We start from the raw sequence: 16,307 nt of genomic DNA, 5'->3' as shown, positions 1-16,307 counted from the left end.
GATGAAGATGCCAATGATTCGGATTGAAGCAACCTCCACTGCTCGTTATGAAAAAATTTCGTTGAAAGGGAAATTAGTCTATAGTACGCAACAAACTGCCAAACAAGCGCTGATGGAAATATTTAAGCACGCAACGAAAGATGTGTATTTGTTTGATGTGAGCGAGCTAACGTTTATTGACAGTACAGGGCTTTCGGTGTTTATTCATTTGCTTAAGCAAGAAACGGATAAACAAAAAACTTTTCTTTTTGTTTTTTTAGAAAACGAAGCGATTCGACGGCTGTTTACCATCGCCAAGCTCGACCGTTTGTTCGTATTCTCCCAAACAGAGCGGGATGCCATTCATTGGCTAACAAACCAATCCATGCAAGCGGTAAATCGTTAACGATTTTGTCATATGTTTTTGACAGTTTTTTGAAAAGAACTATTTCCCTCTTCTTCCTTTTTAGGAAAGCGACTATGATAAAAAGTGAGCAAGATGTTTCTTGGAAATAATGGGAGGGAAAACGATGAAAGCAGCAGTTGTTCATGAATTTAAAGCACCACTAGAAGTAAAAGAAGTAGAAAAACCATCTGTTTCCTATGGCGAAGTGCTCGTGCGCATTAAAGCATGCGGCGTATGCCATACGGATTTGCATGCAGCGCATGGTGACTGGCCAGTAAAACCGAAACTTCCGCTTATTCCGGGTCATGAAGGCGTTGGGGTGATAGAGGAAGTAGGACCGGGCGTCACTCACTTAAAAGTAGGAGACCGCGTCGGTATTCCTTGGCTTTATTCCGCGTGTGGTCATTGTGACTATTGTTTAAGCGGACAAGAAACATTGTGTGAAAATCAATTGAATGCAGGATATTCGGTAGACGGCGGATATGCAGAATATTGCCGGGCGGCTGCCGATTATGTCGTAAAAATTCCGGATAACTTGTCATTTGAAGAAGCTGCACCGATTTTTTGCGCAGGTGTTACAACATATAAAGCGCTTAAAGTAACCGGCGCGAAACCAGGTGAGTGGGTGGCTATTTACGGCATCGGTGGATTAGGTCATGTAGCGGTGCAATACGCGAAAGCAATGGGGCTTAATGTTGTTGCCGTTGACCTTGGCGATGAGAAACTTGACTTAGCCAAAGAACTTGGGGCTGACCTGGTCGTGAATCCACAAAAAGAAGACGCTGCGCAGTTTATGAAAGAAAAAGTCGGCGGAGTCCATGCGACGGTCGTAACAGCCGTATCGAAACCAGCGTTTGAATCCGCGTATAAAGCGCTTCGTCGCGGCGGTGCGTGCGTGCTTGTCGGGTTGCCACCAGAAGAAATGCCAATTCCAATTTTCGATACCGTATTAAACGGCGTGAAAGTCATCGGTTCCATTGTCGGAACGAGAAAAGATTTGCAAGAAGCGCTTCAATTTGCCGCAGAAGGAAAAGTAAAAACAATCGTTGAAGTGCAACCGCTTGAAAAAATTAACGACGTGTTCGATCGGATGTTAAAAGGACAAATTAACGGTCGTGTCGTGTTAACATTAGAAGAATAATAGCGAACTAGGATGTCTCGGATAACGAGGCATCCTTTTTCTGTTTGAGCACCAAAATTGTAAAAGGCGCTTCTTCCGATGTAAAATGAAAGACATCAGGAAGGGGAGAAAAAAGATGTGGCGTGTGCTTTCCCTCTTAAAACCTTATCGAAAATGGATGGGAATCGCTTGGTTTTTAATGCTCATTGAACTTATCGTTGAACTTTGGCAGCCGTTATTAATGGAAAAAATCATTAACGAAGGTATTATAAAAAACCATTTTCCCGTCATTTGGAAATGGGGAGCGGTGATGATTATTGCATCCTTGCTAGCATTTGCCGCGGGAATTACTAATTCATTTGCGGCAGCGTACGTCGGACAGCAATTTGGCTTTGATGTACGCAAGCGGTTATTTATGAAAATCCAATCATGCTCGCTTCCGCAGGTCGAACAATTTTCCACCGCTTCACTCATTACGAGAATGACAAACGATGTGACGCAAATGCAAAACATGGTGTTTATGAGTTTGCGTATTATGTTGCGAGCACCGCTATTGATTATTTTTGGCATGGTCATGGCGCTCATCGTCCAAGCGAGGCTTGCTTTTATTCTCGTAGTGATTGTCCCGTTTTTGCTCCTTTTTTTAATTTGGGCGATGAAAAAAGCAGCCGAACGATTTTCCCGTGTCCAACAAGCGCTAGATCGAGTCAATCGCATTATGCGGGAAAATATGGCGAACATGCGGCTCATTAAAGCGTTCGTTCGCAGTACATATGAACAACAGCGCTTCCGAAATGAAAACGAAACATTAATGGCGCAAACGATGACTGTTTCGCGGTTTGTCGAAGCGATTACGCCCGCTTTGCTTTTTTTTATGAATGTGGCAATTGTCGTCATCTTGTTCATTGGGCGAAAAGAAATTCCGACAGGAGGAGTAAATGCAGGCGAAGTAGTCGCGGTCATTAACTACACGACACGAATGACCGCAGCGTTATCGATTTTTACTTTCGTAACGATGGTGTTTTCACGGGCGCGAGCATCCGGACGGCGCATCGCCGAACTACTCAAAATGCCGACGAATACAAAAGAAAAAACGCATCACGCCATGATTACGCGAGGAGAGCTCGAATTTGTACACGTCTCGTTTCGATATCCTGCGAGCGAATCATTTGTGCTGCGTGATGTTTCTTTTTCTGTTCGGGAGAATGAAACGGTTGCTATTTTAGGAGAAACGGGTGCAGGAAAATCGTCGCTACTGCAGCTGATTCCGCGATTATATGAGGTGACGGAAGGGACAATTTTTATTGATGGCATCGACGTTCGTCATTGGGACGAAGCGACGCTGAGAGCATCGATCGGGTTTGTTCCACAAGAGTTGTTGTTGTTTTCCGGAACGATTCGTGAAAATATTTGTTTTGGAAGGAACGTGTCAGAAGAAGAAATGACTCAAGCGGCAAAAGCCGCGCAAATTCACGATACGATTATGTCGTTTCCCAACCAATATGATACAGTAGTCGGACAAAAAGGGGTGACGCTATCAGGTGGACAAAAGCAACGGATTGCCATCGCCCGCGCGCTTATTCGCAAGCCGAAACTATTACTCTTGGATGATTGTATGAGCGCACTAGACGCCAAAACGGAAGCGAACGTTTGGCGAGCATTAAAAGCATACGACTGCACGACGCTTATCGTGACACAAAAAATAACGACAGCGATGGAAGCAGACACCATTCTTTTATTTAAAGACGGAAAATTGCTCGCAAAAGGAACGCATCAACAGCTGCTCAATAACGAACTATATCGCCAAATCGTCCAATCACAGCTTGGAAAGAAGGGGATGAGCTATGCGCCACGCACACCATAGGAAAGTCATAAAAGAGAAGCGCCCAGCGAAAGAAAATATTCGAACGTTAAAGCGAATATGGGCATTTCTTGCTGAAGAGAAACGTCGGTTTTTATTGGTCATTGGCTTAGTAATCGTTAGCTCAGCGCTTAGCCTTCTCGGTCCGTACCTTGTCGGGAAAGCAATTGACACGATCATCGCGAAAACGGCGAACGGATTTATGATGATTGCTGGTATGCTACTAGTCGTTTATTTGGCACTTTCTCTTTCTCTTTTTTGGCAAAACTACTGGATGATTGGCATTGCCCAACGAACAGTATCTTCGCTTCGCCTGCGGCTATTTGAGCAGTTCCATCAGTTGCCGCTCGCTTTTTTTACCCGCCGGCAATCAGGGGAGCTAATGAGCCGAGTAACAAACGACATTGACAATATGAGCCAAACGTTCGATAGCACAGCCATTCAAGTCGTTTCTAGTACGCTTACGTTGATGGGGGCAATTGTTGTAATGCTTTCGTTAAGCCCCATTTTAACGGCAGTCACCCTTCTAATTGTCCCGCTGTTGTTTGGTGGCATGAAATGGATTACGAATCGAACGCAACCGCGCTTTCGCGAGCAACAACAACAACTAGGCGACTTGAACGGGTTCATCGAAGAAGTCATTTCTGGCCAAAAGGCAATCCAATTGTTTGCACAAGAAAAAGAAATGATTGCTCGATTTTTGCAAAAAAATGAGCAATTAAAACATGCCGGTTTTTGGGCGCAAGCGTATTCTGGATTTATTCCAAAGCTAATGAACGTGTTAAACAACTTAAGCTTTGCGCTTCTTGCCGGCATCGGTGGAATACTCGCTTACGAAGGAATGGTGTCGGTCGGAACGATTGTTATTTTTACCGAATACGCGCGGCAATTTATCCGTCCGTTAAACGACTTGGCAAACCAATGGAATACGCTCCTATCTGCCCTAGCCGGAGCAGAGCGAGTATTTGCGATATTAGATGAACAAAAAGAAGAAGAGGAAGAAGCGCTAGATTTGCCGGTGATTCGTGGAGAAGTGGAATTTCAGCACGTGTCGTTTTCCTATGACCAAGCGAAAGAGGTGCTTCATAACGTCGATTTTTCTGTGAAACAAGGGGAAACCGTTGCGCTTGTCGGTCCGACTGGGGCAGGAAAAACGACGATTCTTCAACTATTGACACGATTTTACGATCCTACGAAAGGGAAAATTTTGATTGATGGCCATGACATTCTCCACATTAAACGAGAGAGTTTGCGCCGGCAGATGGCCTTTGTGTTACAAGATGTCTTTTTATTTCAAGGGACGATTCGTGAAAATATTCGGTACGGCCGGTTAGAGGCGACCGATGAAGAAGTAGTAGAGGCAGCGAAACAGGCGAATGCACATTCGTTTATTATGAAACTGCCAAATGGATATGATACGATGTTACAGCAAGACGGGGGTGGCATTAGTCAAGGACAGAAACAGTTGCTTGCAATTGCCCGCGCGATGATTGCTCGTCCAGCCATTTTAATTTTAGACGAAGCAACAAGCAACGTCGATACCGTAACAGAATTGGCGATTCAAGAGGCATTAACGCGATTGATGAACAATCGGACATGTTTTGTGATCGCCCATCGGTTAAACACGATTCAACATGCCGACCGCATCCTCGTGCTTCGGGAAGGAACGGTAGTTGAACAAGGGACGCACGATTCGTTGTTACAAGCAAAAGGGTTTTATTATGAATTGTACCACCGTCAGTTTCAGGAAGTATCTTAAAGACTTGTACGAACAATCGTACAAGTCTTTATGATTGCTCCAGCCGCTTTAGAAATATGCGGCGCCAATCTTCTGACAACGCCGGCTCAGCCACAATTGCGTGCATCGCTTCTTTATTATTTTTCTCGACATAATAAATGTGGTTGACATATTCAATAGAGAGCGGGCGCGCGCTCCGTTCCATTAATTGAAGCGGATGTCCCGCTTGAACCGTCCCTTCTTGTAACACGCGAAAATAAAAGCCAGTGTAGCCAGTCGTTTGTACATGAAGCGGTAAGTCGGTAAGCCCGTGCCGTTTCGCTAATTTCACACACGGCTGGCGCGGCTGGGAAACTTGAAGAATAGCGGTACCGGCTTCAAATATATCGCCGATGCAGACGTCTTTTTCTACTAAGCCGGAAAGTGTCATATTCTCTCCGAACGCTCCGGCGGGAAAGGATCGACCATACAGCCGTTCCCACGCGGAAAAATGTTCTGACGGATATGCACATACCGCTTTATCTGGCCCGCCGTGATGGAGTAAATCAGCTTGTCCATCGCCTACAAAATTTGTTTTTGTCAGCCAAAGCGGCGTAGTCACTGGTTGTTTGTAAATGCCGGTCGTTATTTCTGTTCCATCCATGGCGACCGTTTGCGGTTGACCAATGTTCAGCGAAACAATATACGGTTTTTTCAACACCTTCAGCCCCCTCAAACGCTACTTTACCACGATTGTAGTCGGAAAACGTGCAAAAATCTACCACGTTTTCTATAATAAAAATGAAAAAATTTGTGAAAGAAAGGGTGTTTACAATGCCTGCAGTGGAATCAACGATGTTTCCGTTAGGAAAACAAGCGCCGTCTTTTGCATTAGTCAACACAGTAGACGGCAATGTCGTACGGTTGGAAGACATTAAATCGGACGTGGCGACGGTCATTATGTTTATTTGCAACCATTGTCCGTTTGTGAAGCACGTGCAGCACGAACTCGTTCGTCTAGCGAACGATTATCAGCCAAAAGGGGTCACGTTTGTGGCGATTAATTCCAATGATGTCGAAAAATATCCAGACGATTCTCCGGAAAATATGAAAAAAGTAGCGGAAGAGTTCGGGTATCCGTTCCCGTATTTATTTGACGAAACGCAAGAAGTTGCGAAGGCGTATCAAGCGGCATGCACGCCAGATTTTTACGTCTTTGACCGTGAACTAAAATGCGTATACCGTGGGCAATTGGACGATTCAAGACCTGGAAACAATATCCCGGTGACAGGAGATTCCATTCGTGCAGCGTTGGATGCGTTATTAAATGGCAATCCAGTACCAGAACAGCAAAAACCGAGCATCGGCTGCAGCATCAAATGGAAAGAGTAACGGAGTTGGCATTTGTCAGCTCCTTTTTATTTTTTTGAGCAGGTACATTCTTTTTCATCCATACGTATATATACAATATGGATGCCCCTTATGGATAAAAATACAAGGAGGAGTGTTGGGATGTCGTTATACGACTATAATCAACCGAATGATGAATTGAAAGCGTTAATTGGGAAAACGGTGACCGTTTATCGTGGAGGACCAGAGTCAAAAACGGGGAAACTAGTAGATGTTCAAGCAGATTACCTTGCGCTTGTGAACGAAAATGACGCTTCAATCGTATATTATGCGCTGCACCACGTTCAAAGCATGAGCGAAAACGCTAAGACGAATTCGCTGCCGTCCTTCTCTGCCAACTTCGCAGCAATAGAGCCAGTGCGAGCAAATAGCTTTTATGAATTGTTAAACAACCTCGTTTCCAATCCGATTAAAGTCAACCAAGGTGGACCAGAGTCGAAACAGGGAACGTTGTTAGCAGTCAACGACGATCATATCGTCTTGTTTACAGAAGATGATGGCGTTGTCTTTTATCATCTTCAGCACATAAAAAGCATTTACGTGCAAATGGAAAAAGAAGAGGATATAACCGAGGAAAGCGACGGAACAACGGAGCCGGAAAACGCAACGAACGATTACGAGCCGGTTGTTCCGCCATATGTGAAAACACCTAATTTTTCCTCATTATTCATGGAACTAACGCATACATGGGTTTCGATTAATCGCGGTGGACCGGAGGCAATTGAGGGCATTCTCGTCCCAGGAGGAAACGGCTATTGCACCGTCGTCAATCGGGATGAAATTATTCGAATGAATCCAAACCATATTAAAAGTATAAGCTGTGGACCAAAAGGAGCATTTCAAGTCGTGATCCAGCAACAAAACGAACAACCGACCGAGAAAACGGAAGAGAAGGCTGACAAAGAGGAGAAAAAACAAGAAGCGCACGGCGACAAGAAAAAAGACGAAGGAAAAGACAAAGGCGAAAAAGAAGGGAAAGCGCAAGAAGCAAAAGGCGGGAAAGAAGAAGCGAAAAAACAAGAAGCGCACGGCGACAGGAAAAAAGACGAAGGAAAAGGCGAAAAAGAAGCGAAAGCGCAGGAAAAGAAAGGGAAAGAGGGGGAAGGCAAGAAAAAAGGCGAGGACGCAAAAGGAGAAAAACCGAAAAAAGATGAAGAGAAAGGGGAGAAGAAACACGATAAACGAGAGTAATGAATGTTCTCCACTTGCCTGAAAAAAAGGATGAGAAACATGGATCAATTAAAAACATTACTTGGAAAGCAAGTACGAGTAGAAGTGTCGGGGGGAACGATTGTTCAAGGGGTGCTTGTGGATGTTGGACCCGATATCGTTGTCATTTACACTGGGAAGGAATATTTGTACATTCCTCATTTACACATTCATCATATAAAGCTTCATATAGATCCAGCGAACCAAATTTCTAGCCCGTTCCCAGAAATTCCTTTGCAGGAAGAAACGAATATTTCTTATCGCAAAACGTTAGTAAACGCCAAGGGGCGATTTGTGGAAATTTACGTCATCGGGAATAAAACGATTCACGGCTATATTACAAGCGTGCTAAACGATTATTTTGTCTTTTATTCCCCCGTTTATAAAACAATGTTTATTTCTTTGCAACATTTAAAATGGCTAATCCCATATCAAAAAAGCATTACCCCTTACACACTAGGAAATGATTTATTGCCTGTACAGCCGACGACGCTTGCTTTGCAACGCTCATTAGAGGAGCAACTCAAAAAAACCGAAGGACAACTCGTCATTTTTGACATAGGCGACCATCCAATGAAAATCGGGTTGCTAAAACAAGTACAAAACAATATGGTGGAACTTGTGACAGCTAACGGAGAATCGGTATATTGGAAAATCCATCATTTAAAAATCGTGCATTTCCCATAACAAAAACAATCCCTCCTTAAAAACGAACGAAGGAGGGATTTTTTATAGAAAAAACAGCGCGAGCCAAAGATACAACATTATAAGCGTAAACAACACCGTGAGCGGGATGACAAGAATCGTCGTTTTTATATACATCGCCCAAGGTACAGGAAAGCGATATTTTTTTAGAATATGCAACCAAAGCAACGTTGCTAACGTTCCTGTTGGCAATAGAAGCGAGCCGATATCACTGCCGATAATCATCGATAAATAAGCGGCTTTTACAAGCGGAGGAGCTATATTCATATCCGTTAGCGCCAATGTTCCAATCATTAATGCAGGATGATTATTAAAAATATTGGCCAGTATCGTCCATGCACCACCCATGATGAAAACAGCGTGAAACGTATCGGAAATATACGGCTGCAATAATTGGACAAGGAAATGACTAAGTCCAATATGATTTAAACCATAAATAATGACATACATCCCGAACGCAAAGACGAGAATATGCCACGGTGCTTTGGATAATACATCGTACGGTTTGATTTTCAATGCGTATGAGCGCCAGCTTAATAATAAAATAGATCCCGTGAGTGCTACGATTTCAACGGGAATATGGAAATACGAGGCGACAAATAAACTTATTCGCACCGCTAATACAAAAAGAAGGATTCGTTTCATCTGCTTTTCTGATACTTTCATGCCGCTAGGGCGATCTTTGAGAGGATGGTCAAAAAGCGAACGAGGCGTGATTGGAACGATTAGTGAAGGCAATGTCCTAGGAATATCGTCGGAAAACACGAAAAACAGCATACTAAGCAAAAACAAAAGCCCGAGCATCGAAGGAATAAACATCATTGCTGTTTGTAAATATAAATTCATCTGAATAATATTCAACGAAATTAAATTTACCATATTGCTGACACCGATTGGAGCACTTGAGGCAGTGGCAATCAACGCCCCGCTTAATAAATACGGAAGTTTTTCATGTTTTTTTAATTGAAAATTGTTTAAAAGCAACAACAAAATCGGGGTAGTAATCATAATGCTTCCGTCATTGTTAAAAAACAATGTCATGAGAAAGCAAAGTGCATTCGTATACCAAAAGAGCCGGAGACCAGAACCGTTTGCTCGTCTGGCAAGCAGCGTTGCGATCCAATGAAAAAAGCCGATGCTTTCTAGCACAAGTGCCATAACAAGCGTCGAAATGATTGTGACCGCTGCTCCGCTTACTTTTGTCGTAATGTCGAGCAAATGAGAGGAGTTCACGGCTCCGCCAAGGATGACTAGTACGGCGCCAATCATTGCTGGAATGGCTTCATTGATTCCTTTTGGTCGCCAGTAAACGAGCATCATCGTAATCAAAAATGCTAATATCGTTATTCCTGTTGTCATCATATCCCCCTTTCTTTCGCGAAGTCGTTGGCGGTTGTCGGTATGGTTGATTCGTACTGTATATATACGAATCCCGCCAAGAACTTGTACTACGCGATTCACTCAATTTTTCCAAAATCCGCTGTTGTTTGCTATTGACTTCTGGGAATTTATCATGTAATATGTAGTAAGTACCATTCAGTTCGTTATATCAAGGATCGTTGTAAGTCGCGCCTCATCGGAAGAGAAGGCCCTCTTAGCAAGCCTTCCTTACGATGGTAGCGCGGCTTTTCTATTTGTGAGTAATGAAGGATGGTCAATTTTCAATTTGTTTTGGAGGAATTCAAATGAACACAGGTACAGTAAAATGGTTTAATGCAGAAAAAGGATTCGGCTTTATTGCGACAGAAGGTGGAAACGACGTATTCGTTCACTTCACTGCAATCCAAGGCGACGGATTTAAAACGCTTGAAGAAGGGCAAAAAGTGACATTTGACATTATCAACGGAAACCGTGGTCCACAAGCGGCAAACGTTCGAAAAGGATAAATGTAAGTACGAAAAGTGGTTCTGCTTTCGGGCAGAACCATTTTTTTATGATACCAAACTCCTAAAGGGAAAATGGATGCTTCGCCAATAAGCAGGCATTTTACGCAAGAAAAACGAGATTCACACTGGCGCAGCTTCGGAGCTGCAAGGATGGACGAGAGGTAGGGCTTCCATTGTTTTACGTTTTTCGGTATGGTATAGGAGAGGGGGGAAGGAAAATGTATCGTGTGTTTGTTTATGGAACGTTGCTTGTTGGAGAAACAAACCATCATGTTGCTGCGCCGCATTTGCAACATATACAGCCTGGAAAAGTGAAAGGGCAGCTGTATGACGTCGGTTCGTACCCAGCGCTTGTGCTCGGAGGAGAAGAAGTAGTTGTTGGCGAATGGCTGACCGTGACAGAAGAAGGAATCAAACAAATGGATCTTTTGGAAGATTACGAAGAAGGGCGAACCAACAATGAATATGAGCGAGTATGGGTGAAAGACTGTGAACAAGACATCGAAGGGTATGTATATATCTATACACCCGAAAAAGTAGCGATTCTTCCGCGAATCCAATCTGGCTCGTGGCGAGAATACCGCCAAGCGAAGACACGCTAAAAGTGTTTGGGATATACCAGACACTTTTTTTTATTCATCAAAAATCATAAGTATACAAATTATTTTTTCGGCTCCTCCGTCATTTCTCTCTCCCTCTACGCTTGCTAATCGTATAACATCTGTCGATTGAAAGCGTTTTCTCAAAAAATTATAAAAATACAAAAAGATTGATAAAAAAAGTATTGCCAAAACGAAAAAGGTTCCATATAATAAAATCATGTTAGAAAAACAAACGTACGAATGTGAGGTTATGTAACATGTCGAAAGTTTTAGGTTCGCAAACGGATGTATTGGCGCAAATTAAAGAAACGATTAAACAAAAACACGTAGAGTTGTTGCATTTACAATTTGTCGACATTGAAGGTATTTTAAAGCACGTAACAGTCACAGCAGAACAGCTCGACGATGTCGTCGAAGGAAAAATTATGTTCGACGGTTCTTCTATCAAAGGCTTTTCACCAATTAACCGTTCCGACCTTTACCTTCTTCCAGACTTAAATACGTTTGCAGTTCTTCCTTGGACGGTCGAAGAAGGATATGCAGAAGCGCGCTTCCTTTGCTCGGTCACTAATCCCGACGGCACGTTATTTGAAGGGGATCCACGCAACGTCTTGAAAAAAACAGTAGAGCGTGCAGCGCAAAAAGGGTATACGATTTCAGTCGGTCCAGAGCTAGAGTTCTTCTTATTTAAAACAGACGAGAACGGAAATCCAACAACAGAACCACAAGACAACGGTGGCTATTTCGAACCATCACCAAAAGACCTTGGCGAGCGCGTCCGCTTAGCAATTTATCGCGCGTTAAAAGCGATGGGCTTTACGATTGAAGCATCACACCATGAAGTAGCGGAAGGCCAACACGAAATTAACTTTAAATATGCCGATGCGTTAGGAGCAGCAGACAACGCAACTACTTATAAATGGGTCGTAAAAACAATTGCAAGCCAATACGGTCTTCATGCGACGTTTATGCCGAAACCGGTATTTGGCATTAACGGTTCTGGCATGCACGTGAACATGTCGTTATTTAAAGATGGCGAAAATGCGTTCTTTGACCCAAGTGATGAAAATCAACTTTCAGAAACAGCCTACCAATTTATCGCAGGGTTATTGAAAAACGTCAAAAGCTTTGCGGCGGTAACGAACCCATTAGTGAACTCATACAAACGGCTTGTGCCAGGATATGAAGCGCCATGCTATATCGCTTGGTCGGCATCAAACCGTTCGGCGTTGATTCGTATCCCAGCAAAACGCGGCGTAGCTACTCGCGTCGAGCTTCGTTGCCCAGACCCATCTGCAAACCCATATTTAGCATATGCAATTATCGCTGCGGCAGGGCTTGATGGAGTCGAAAACGGGTTGCAAGCACCAGCGCCAATTGATGAAGACATTTTCCATATGTCCGAAGAGCGTCGGGCAGAGCTTGGCATTGAAAACCTTCCAGGCAGCCTAGGAAAAGCTATCGAAGAATTAGAGAATGGGACAATCGGTCGCGACACGTTAGGCGAACATGTCTTTAATGAATATGTCGCAATGAAAAAAGCAGAGTGGGACAGCTATCGTACTGCTGTACATGCATGGGAAATTGAACAATACCAAGGAAAATTTTAAAAAACGGGCGATACGCCCGTTTTTTTGTTTCTTCTCTCGCTAACATTTGGTAAAATACTAGAAAACAATAGGATAGGGGAGAGGGCTATGAGAAAACCAGTCGATTTAGGGCATGACATCTCTTTAATTGACGTCTTTGATTTAAAGACACCTAATCGCACCGGTACATATGTGCTTCACGAAAAAGAATTAACGATTATTGAAACGAGTGCGAGTCCGTCGATTCCATATTTACTCAATGGCTTAGAATCACTCGGAATAACCCTAGCAGATATTCAATACATGATTGTTACCCATATTCACTTAGACCATGCTGGCGGTGCGGGGTTACTTCTTGAAAAATGCCCGAACGCCCGCGTCATCGTTCATCCGAAAGGGAAGCGACATTTGGCTGACCCTTCCAAGCTCATTCAAGGGGCAAAAGCGGTGTATGGCGAGAAGTTTGCGGAACTGTTTGAACCAATTGTTCCGATTCCAGAAGACCGGCTCGTTACGATGGAAGACGGGGATACGTTAGCGCTTAGCAACGAGCGCACGCTCACCTTTTTCGATACACCAGGACATGCAAACCATCATTTCTCCATTTATGATTCAAAAAGCAACGGCATATTTACAGGCGATACGATCGGTGTCTATTATCCGCAATTGCTCGCGTATGGGGTAGAATTATATCTCCCGTCCACTTCGCCAAGCCAATTTAACCAAGAAGCGATGCTTCATTCAGCGAAGCGGCTCGAGGAGTTGAACCCATCGCGTATTTACTTCGGTCATTTCGGTATGTCTGAGCATCCAGCGACCGTATTCCAGCAATTGCGCGAGTGGCTGCCGAAAATGGTAGAAGTGGGCGAGCGCGTCATGAAAGAACAGCCGTTTTTGTCGTTTGAAGACAAAACAAAAGCGGTTGCCGACGGCTTTATGAAATTAGTGCAGCCGTATTTAGAGGCACGTGGTGTCCCACGGGAGGAAAGCGTCTACGAACTCCTTCGGCTTGATTTAAGTGTTTGTGCCATGGGGATGGTTGATTATTTCCAAAAACAAGAAGAAAAATGAAAGCGGTCGCCTCGATGCGCCGCTTTTTTCTATCATGCCTGATTCGGTTTATAATAGTACCATGGAAGCAAAGAAAGGGTGATTCGGTGAAGATCAACAGCGTGAAAATTATCGCGATTCTTTCTGTCCTCGCAAGCATTTTATGGGGATATGGGCTTGTGGCAATGGTGCAAGACCAGTTTTTTCATCCGGCCGCATCTGCCCCACTAAAAAACGTGGCGAAAACGAAAAACGACCATGCGCTCCACCTTGTGGCGCTTGGCGATTCGTTAACGCGCGGTACAGGGGACGAAACGGGAAAAGGCTACGTCGGCTACCTTGTCGATGACTTGCGGACAAAAACGAAACAACCGCTCCAAGTCACTAATTTAGCGGTGAAAGGGTTGCGGTCTAAAGAGCTTGTCGAACAACTGAAGCAGCCAGAAATCCAACGGCAGCTAAAACAAGCCGATCTTGTATGTTTAACGATTGGTGGCAACGATTTATTTCAAGGGGGAGAATCGTTGCGGAACTTTTCGCCTCAGCGTATAAAACAAACGGAGCATGCGTATTTACAGAACTTAGAAACGATTTTCCGGACGATTCGAACCGCCAATTCACAAGCGATCGTGTTTTATATTAGTCTTTATAACCCGTTTCAACAGCTAAACAACGGGCAAATAACATCGAAAATCGTGCGGCAATGGAACTACGATTCGGCAGAAGTAGCGGCACGCTATCCGAACATCATTGCGGTGCCGACGTACGATTTATTCGAACTGCATACAAACGAGTATTTATATAGCGACCAATTCCATCCGAACAAAGAAGGATACAAGCTCATCGGCGAACGGGTATCCGCACTTATTACGTTTGCGAAAGGGGAGGGAAAATGACTGACACATTAGTCGTACAAAATTTGCGAAAAACAATTGGAAAAAAAGAGATTATTAAAGGGTTGTCTTTTTCGCTACGTGAAGGGGAAGTGTTCGGTTTTTTAGGTCCGAACGGTGCAGGGAAAACGACGACCATCCGCATGCTTGTTGGCTTAATTAAACCAACCTCCGGGCGTGTTTCCATTTGCGGGTACGACCTTCAACGCCAATTTGCTGACGCGATTCGCCATGTTGGCTGCATTGTGGAAAATCCAGAGTTGTATCCGTATTTAAGTGGGTGGGAAAACCTTGAACATTTTGCCCGCATGCTTCCATCTTTTTCAAAAGAACGGCTTCAGGAAGTGGTTCACTTAGTCGGGCTGCAGCACCGCATCCATGACCGTGTCCGTACATACTCGCTCGGCATGCGCCAGCGGCTTGGCATCGCCCAAGCGTTATTAGGGCAACCGAAAGTATTGATTTTAGACGAACCGACGAACGGGCTAGACCCGGTCGGGATTCGCGAAATGCGTGAGTTTATTCGCCTTTTAGCGGAAAAAGAAAAGCTTAGTGTGCTCGTTTCTTCCCACTTACTAAGCGAAATTCAGCTTATGTGCGATCGAGTGGCGATTATGGCGAAAGGGGAAATTATTCGGATTGATGACGTTGAAACACTATTGAAAGAACAAGCGCGCGTCTACTGGAAAGTAGACTCGTTAGAGCGGGCAAAAAACATCTTAGCGAATGAAACGACCGTTTTGGAAACGGACGGCATGCTCGTTACTGGTTACGAAGCGAGTCAGTTAGCTGTTTGGAACGAAAAACTCGTGCAAGCTGGCATTCGTGTGAGTGAAATTCAGCCGAAACTACCGACATTAGAAGATTTATTTATCGAACTCACAGGAGGGGAAACGATTGATTAATCTCGTCTACAACGAAATGCTGAAAATTGTTCGCAAAAAGCGGCTGTTCATCATTTCGGCCATTATTGCTGTCCTGGTCGGGCTGTTTACATATGCGCAATATAAACACGTCCAAGACGTACAAAAGCGGCTAGGAACAACCGATTGGCGCACACAGTTGCAACAACAAATTATCGATACACAAAATCGACTCAACTCAAGTGGCATTTCCGAAGAATGGCGGAAATTTTTAAAAATCCGCCTCCAGCAACAACAATACTATTTAGACCATAACATTAACCCATCCGCACCAGGCGCTCCGACGTTTATGCGGATGTTTGTCGAAAATTCAATTGAATTGTTTTTGCCGTTAATGGTCATGGTCGTCGTTGCTGATTTAGTGTCGTCAGAAGCGAGTGGCGGGACGATGAAGCTATTATTAACGCGGCCAGTAAAACGATGGAAAATATTGCTTAGTAAATATATTGCGATGGGGGTATCGATTTCGTTTATTATGCTGGCGCTTGTGGTGCTCTCCTACGCTATTTCTGGTGCTGTTTTTGGGTATGGTGGTTGGAATTTACCGCTGTTAACAGGATTTACGGTACAGGGAGAAGAATTAAATACAGCAAATGTTCATCTCATTCCACAGTGGAAGTATTTACTGATAGAATTAGGGCTTGCTTCGTTTGTTGCCATCGTCGTCGGAACGTTGACGTTTATGTTGTCAGTCATCATGCGCAGCACGGCGGCTGTCATGGGAATTATGCTAGCTGCGCTTATTTCTGGAGCGATTTTATCGAATATGGTGTCTTCTTGGGAGTCAGCGAAATATTTATTTATGGTCAATCTTCGCTTGACGGATTATATTAGTGGAGCAGCACCGCCAATCGCTGGGATGACGCTTGGATTTTCGATAGGTGTATTGGCTGTTTGGGGGTTGGTGGCGCTCATCGTTTCATTTTTCGTTTTTATCACTCGCGATGTGTACTAGAA

At 44.0% G+C, this 16,307-nt stretch carries 16 protein-coding genes; 14 read left to right on the top strand and 2 right to left on the bottom strand.

What is annotated here, in order from left to right; genetic code table 11:
• The first annotated feature begins 1 nt into the window (after nt 1).
• The 4 genes from GGR02_RS07970 to GGR02_RS07955 all read left to right on the top strand — a co-directional run bounded on the left by GGR02_RS07970 (nt 2) and on the right by GGR02_RS07955 (nt 5,125).
• Complete coding sequence (locus GGR02_RS07970) at nt 2-385, top strand: STAS domain-containing protein (RefSeq protein ID WP_183184206.1); 384 nt, start codon at nt 2-4, stop codon at nt 383-385.
• Between the two features lie 124 nt (nt 386-509).
• Nucleotides 510-1,526 carry an alcohol dehydrogenase AdhP gene (adhP, locus tag GGR02_RS07965; protein WP_183184205.1) on the top strand — a complete coding sequence of 339 codons (1,017 nt, stop codon included), beginning with the start codon at nt 510-512 and terminating at the stop codon, nt 1,524-1,526.
• 115 nt (nt 1,527-1,641) lie between these two features.
• Complete coding sequence (locus tag GGR02_RS07960) at nt 1,642-3,369, top strand: ABC transporter ATP-binding protein (protein ID WP_183184204.1); 1,728 nt, start codon at nt 1,642-1,644, stop codon at nt 3,367-3,369.
• Nucleotides 3,350-5,125, top strand: a complete 1,776-nt coding sequence (locus GGR02_RS07955; protein WP_183184203.1) for an ABC transporter ATP-binding protein — start codon at nt 3,350-3,352, stop codon at nt 5,123-5,125. Before GGR02_RS07960 ends, GGR02_RS07955 begins: the two co-directional genes overlap by 20 nt.
• A gap of 28 nt (nt 5,126-5,153) precedes the next feature.
• Here GGR02_RS07955 and GGR02_RS07950 read toward each other — a convergent pair whose 3' ends face one another.
• On the bottom strand, nt 5,154-5,747 hold the full coding sequence (locus GGR02_RS07950) for an MOSC domain-containing protein (RefSeq protein ID WP_183184284.1): 594 nt from the start codon (nt 5,745-5,747) through the stop codon (nt 5,154-5,156).
• A gap of 170 nt (nt 5,748-5,917) precedes the next feature.
• Here GGR02_RS07950 and GGR02_RS07945 point away from each other — a divergent pair, with 170 nt between their 5' ends.
• The 3 genes from GGR02_RS07945 (at nt 5,918) to GGR02_RS07935 (ending at nt 8,389) form a co-directional block, all read left to right on the top strand.
• Nucleotides 5,918-6,475, top strand: a complete 558-nt coding sequence (locus GGR02_RS07945) for a thioredoxin family protein (protein WP_183184202.1) — start codon at nt 5,918-5,920, stop codon at nt 6,473-6,475.
• 120 nt (nt 6,476-6,595) lie between these two features.
• Complete coding sequence (locus tag GGR02_RS07940) at nt 6,596-7,684, top strand: spore coat protein CotH (RefSeq protein WP_183184201.1); 1,089 nt, start codon at nt 6,596-6,598, stop codon at nt 7,682-7,684.
• Nucleotides 7,685-7,723: 39 nt separating this feature from the next.
• Nucleotides 7,724-8,389, top strand: a complete 666-nt coding sequence (locus tag GGR02_RS07935) for a DUF2642 domain-containing protein (RefSeq protein WP_183184200.1) — start codon at nt 7,724-7,726, stop codon at nt 8,387-8,389.
• 42 nt (nt 8,390-8,431) lie between these two features.
• Here the strand turns inward: GGR02_RS07935 and GGR02_RS07930 are convergent, their stop codons facing one another.
• A complete protein-coding gene (locus GGR02_RS07930; RefSeq protein ID WP_183184283.1) occupies nt 8,432-9,769 on the bottom strand; it encodes an arsenic transporter in 1,338 nt (445 codons plus the stop codon).
• A gap of 323 nt (nt 9,770-10,092) precedes the next feature.
• Here GGR02_RS07930 and GGR02_RS07925 point away from each other — a divergent pair, with 323 nt between their 5' ends.
• From GGR02_RS07925 to GGR02_RS07895, 7 genes are all read left to right on the top strand, one after another.
• Complete coding sequence (locus GGR02_RS07925) at nt 10,093-10,293, top strand: cold-shock protein (RefSeq protein WP_066324730.1); 201 nt, start codon at nt 10,093-10,095, stop codon at nt 10,291-10,293.
• A gap of 218 nt (nt 10,294-10,511) precedes the next feature.
• Nucleotides 10,512-10,895 (top strand): gamma-glutamylcyclotransferase family protein, encoded by a 384-nt coding sequence (locus GGR02_RS07920; protein WP_183184199.1) that lies wholly within the window; start codon nt 10,512-10,514, stop codon nt 10,893-10,895.
• 257 nt (nt 10,896-11,152) lie between these two features.
• Nucleotides 11,153-12,505, top strand: coding sequence for a type I glutamate--ammonia ligase (glnA, locus tag GGR02_RS07915; protein WP_183184198.1), 1,353 nt, complete (start codon nt 11,153-11,155; stop codon nt 12,503-12,505).
• Nucleotides 12,506-12,592: 87 nt separating this feature from the next.
• A complete protein-coding gene (locus GGR02_RS07910; protein ID WP_183184197.1) occupies nt 12,593-13,555 on the top strand; it encodes an MBL fold metallo-hydrolase in 963 nt (320 codons plus the stop codon).
• A gap of 86 nt (nt 13,556-13,641) precedes the next feature.
• Nucleotides 13,642-14,430 carry an SGNH/GDSL hydrolase family protein gene (locus GGR02_RS07905; protein WP_183184196.1) on the top strand — a complete coding sequence of 263 codons (789 nt, stop codon included), beginning with the start codon at nt 13,642-13,644 and terminating at the stop codon, nt 14,428-14,430.
• Nucleotides 14,427-15,332: an ABC transporter ATP-binding protein gene (locus GGR02_RS07900; RefSeq protein WP_183184195.1), complete on the top strand. Its 906-nt coding sequence runs from the start codon at nt 14,427-14,429 to the stop codon at nt 15,330-15,332. The genes GGR02_RS07905 and GGR02_RS07900 overlap by 4 nt, the downstream gene beginning before the upstream one ends.
• On the top strand, nt 15,325-16,305 hold the full coding sequence (locus GGR02_RS07895) for an ABC transporter permease (protein ID WP_183184194.1): 981 nt from the start codon (nt 15,325-15,327) through the stop codon (nt 16,303-16,305). Before GGR02_RS07900 ends, GGR02_RS07895 begins: the two co-directional genes overlap by 8 nt.
• The last annotated feature ends 2 nt before the right edge of the window (nt 16,306-16,307 follow it).

Source organism: Anoxybacteroides voinovskiense (assembly GCF_014196205.1).
Classification (GTDB): domain Bacteria; phylum Bacillota; class Bacilli; order Bacillales; family Anoxybacillaceae; genus Anoxybacteroides; species Anoxybacteroides voinovskiense.
The sequence above is the reverse complement of the archived record's forward strand: the minus strand, read 5'-3'. Positions and strand labels throughout refer to the sequence as shown.

What these genes read in the sequence shown, in the direction of transcription:
- GGR02_RS07970 (WP_183184206.1), top strand. Translation starts at nt 2, where the DNA reads ATGAAGATGCCAATGATTCGGATTGAAGCAACCTCCACTGCTCGTTAT.
- adhP (WP_183184205.1), top strand. Translation starts at nt 510, where the DNA reads ATGAAAGCAGCAGTTGTTCATGAATTTAAAGCACCACTAGAAGTAAAA.
- GGR02_RS07960 (WP_183184204.1), top strand. Translation starts at nt 1,642, where the DNA reads ATGTGGCGTGTGCTTTCCCTCTTAAAACCTTATCGAAAATGGATGGGA.
- GGR02_RS07955 (WP_183184203.1), top strand. Translation starts at nt 3,350, where the DNA reads ATGCGCCACGCACACCATAGGAAAGTCATAAAAGAGAAGCGCCCAGCG.
- GGR02_RS07950 (WP_183184284.1), bottom strand. Translation starts at nt 5,747, where the DNA reads ATGGATGGAACAGAAATAACGACCGGCATTTACAAACAACCAGTGACT.
- GGR02_RS07945 (WP_183184202.1), top strand. Translation starts at nt 5,918, where the DNA reads ATGCCTGCAGTGGAATCAACGATGTTTCCGTTAGGAAAACAAGCGCCG.
- GGR02_RS07940 (WP_183184201.1), top strand. Translation starts at nt 6,596, where the DNA reads ATGTCGTTATACGACTATAATCAACCGAATGATGAATTGAAAGCGTTA.
- GGR02_RS07935 (WP_183184200.1), top strand. Translation starts at nt 7,724, where the DNA reads ATGGATCAATTAAAAACATTACTTGGAAAGCAAGTACGAGTAGAAGTG.
- GGR02_RS07930 (WP_183184283.1), bottom strand. Translation starts at nt 9,769, where the DNA reads ATGATGACAACAGGAATAACGATATTAGCATTTTTGATTACGATGATG.
- GGR02_RS07925 (WP_066324730.1), top strand. Translation starts at nt 10,093, where the DNA reads ATGAACACAGGTACAGTAAAATGGTTTAATGCAGAAAAAGGATTCGGC.
- GGR02_RS07920 (WP_183184199.1), top strand. Translation starts at nt 10,512, where the DNA reads ATGTATCGTGTGTTTGTTTATGGAACGTTGCTTGTTGGAGAAACAAAC.
- glnA (WP_183184198.1), top strand. Translation starts at nt 11,153, where the DNA reads ATGTCGAAAGTTTTAGGTTCGCAAACGGATGTATTGGCGCAAATTAAA.
- GGR02_RS07910 (WP_183184197.1), top strand. Translation starts at nt 12,593, where the DNA reads ATGAGAAAACCAGTCGATTTAGGGCATGACATCTCTTTAATTGACGTC.
- GGR02_RS07900 (WP_183184195.1), top strand. Translation starts at nt 14,427, where the DNA reads ATGACTGACACATTAGTCGTACAAAATTTGCGAAAAACAATTGGAAAA.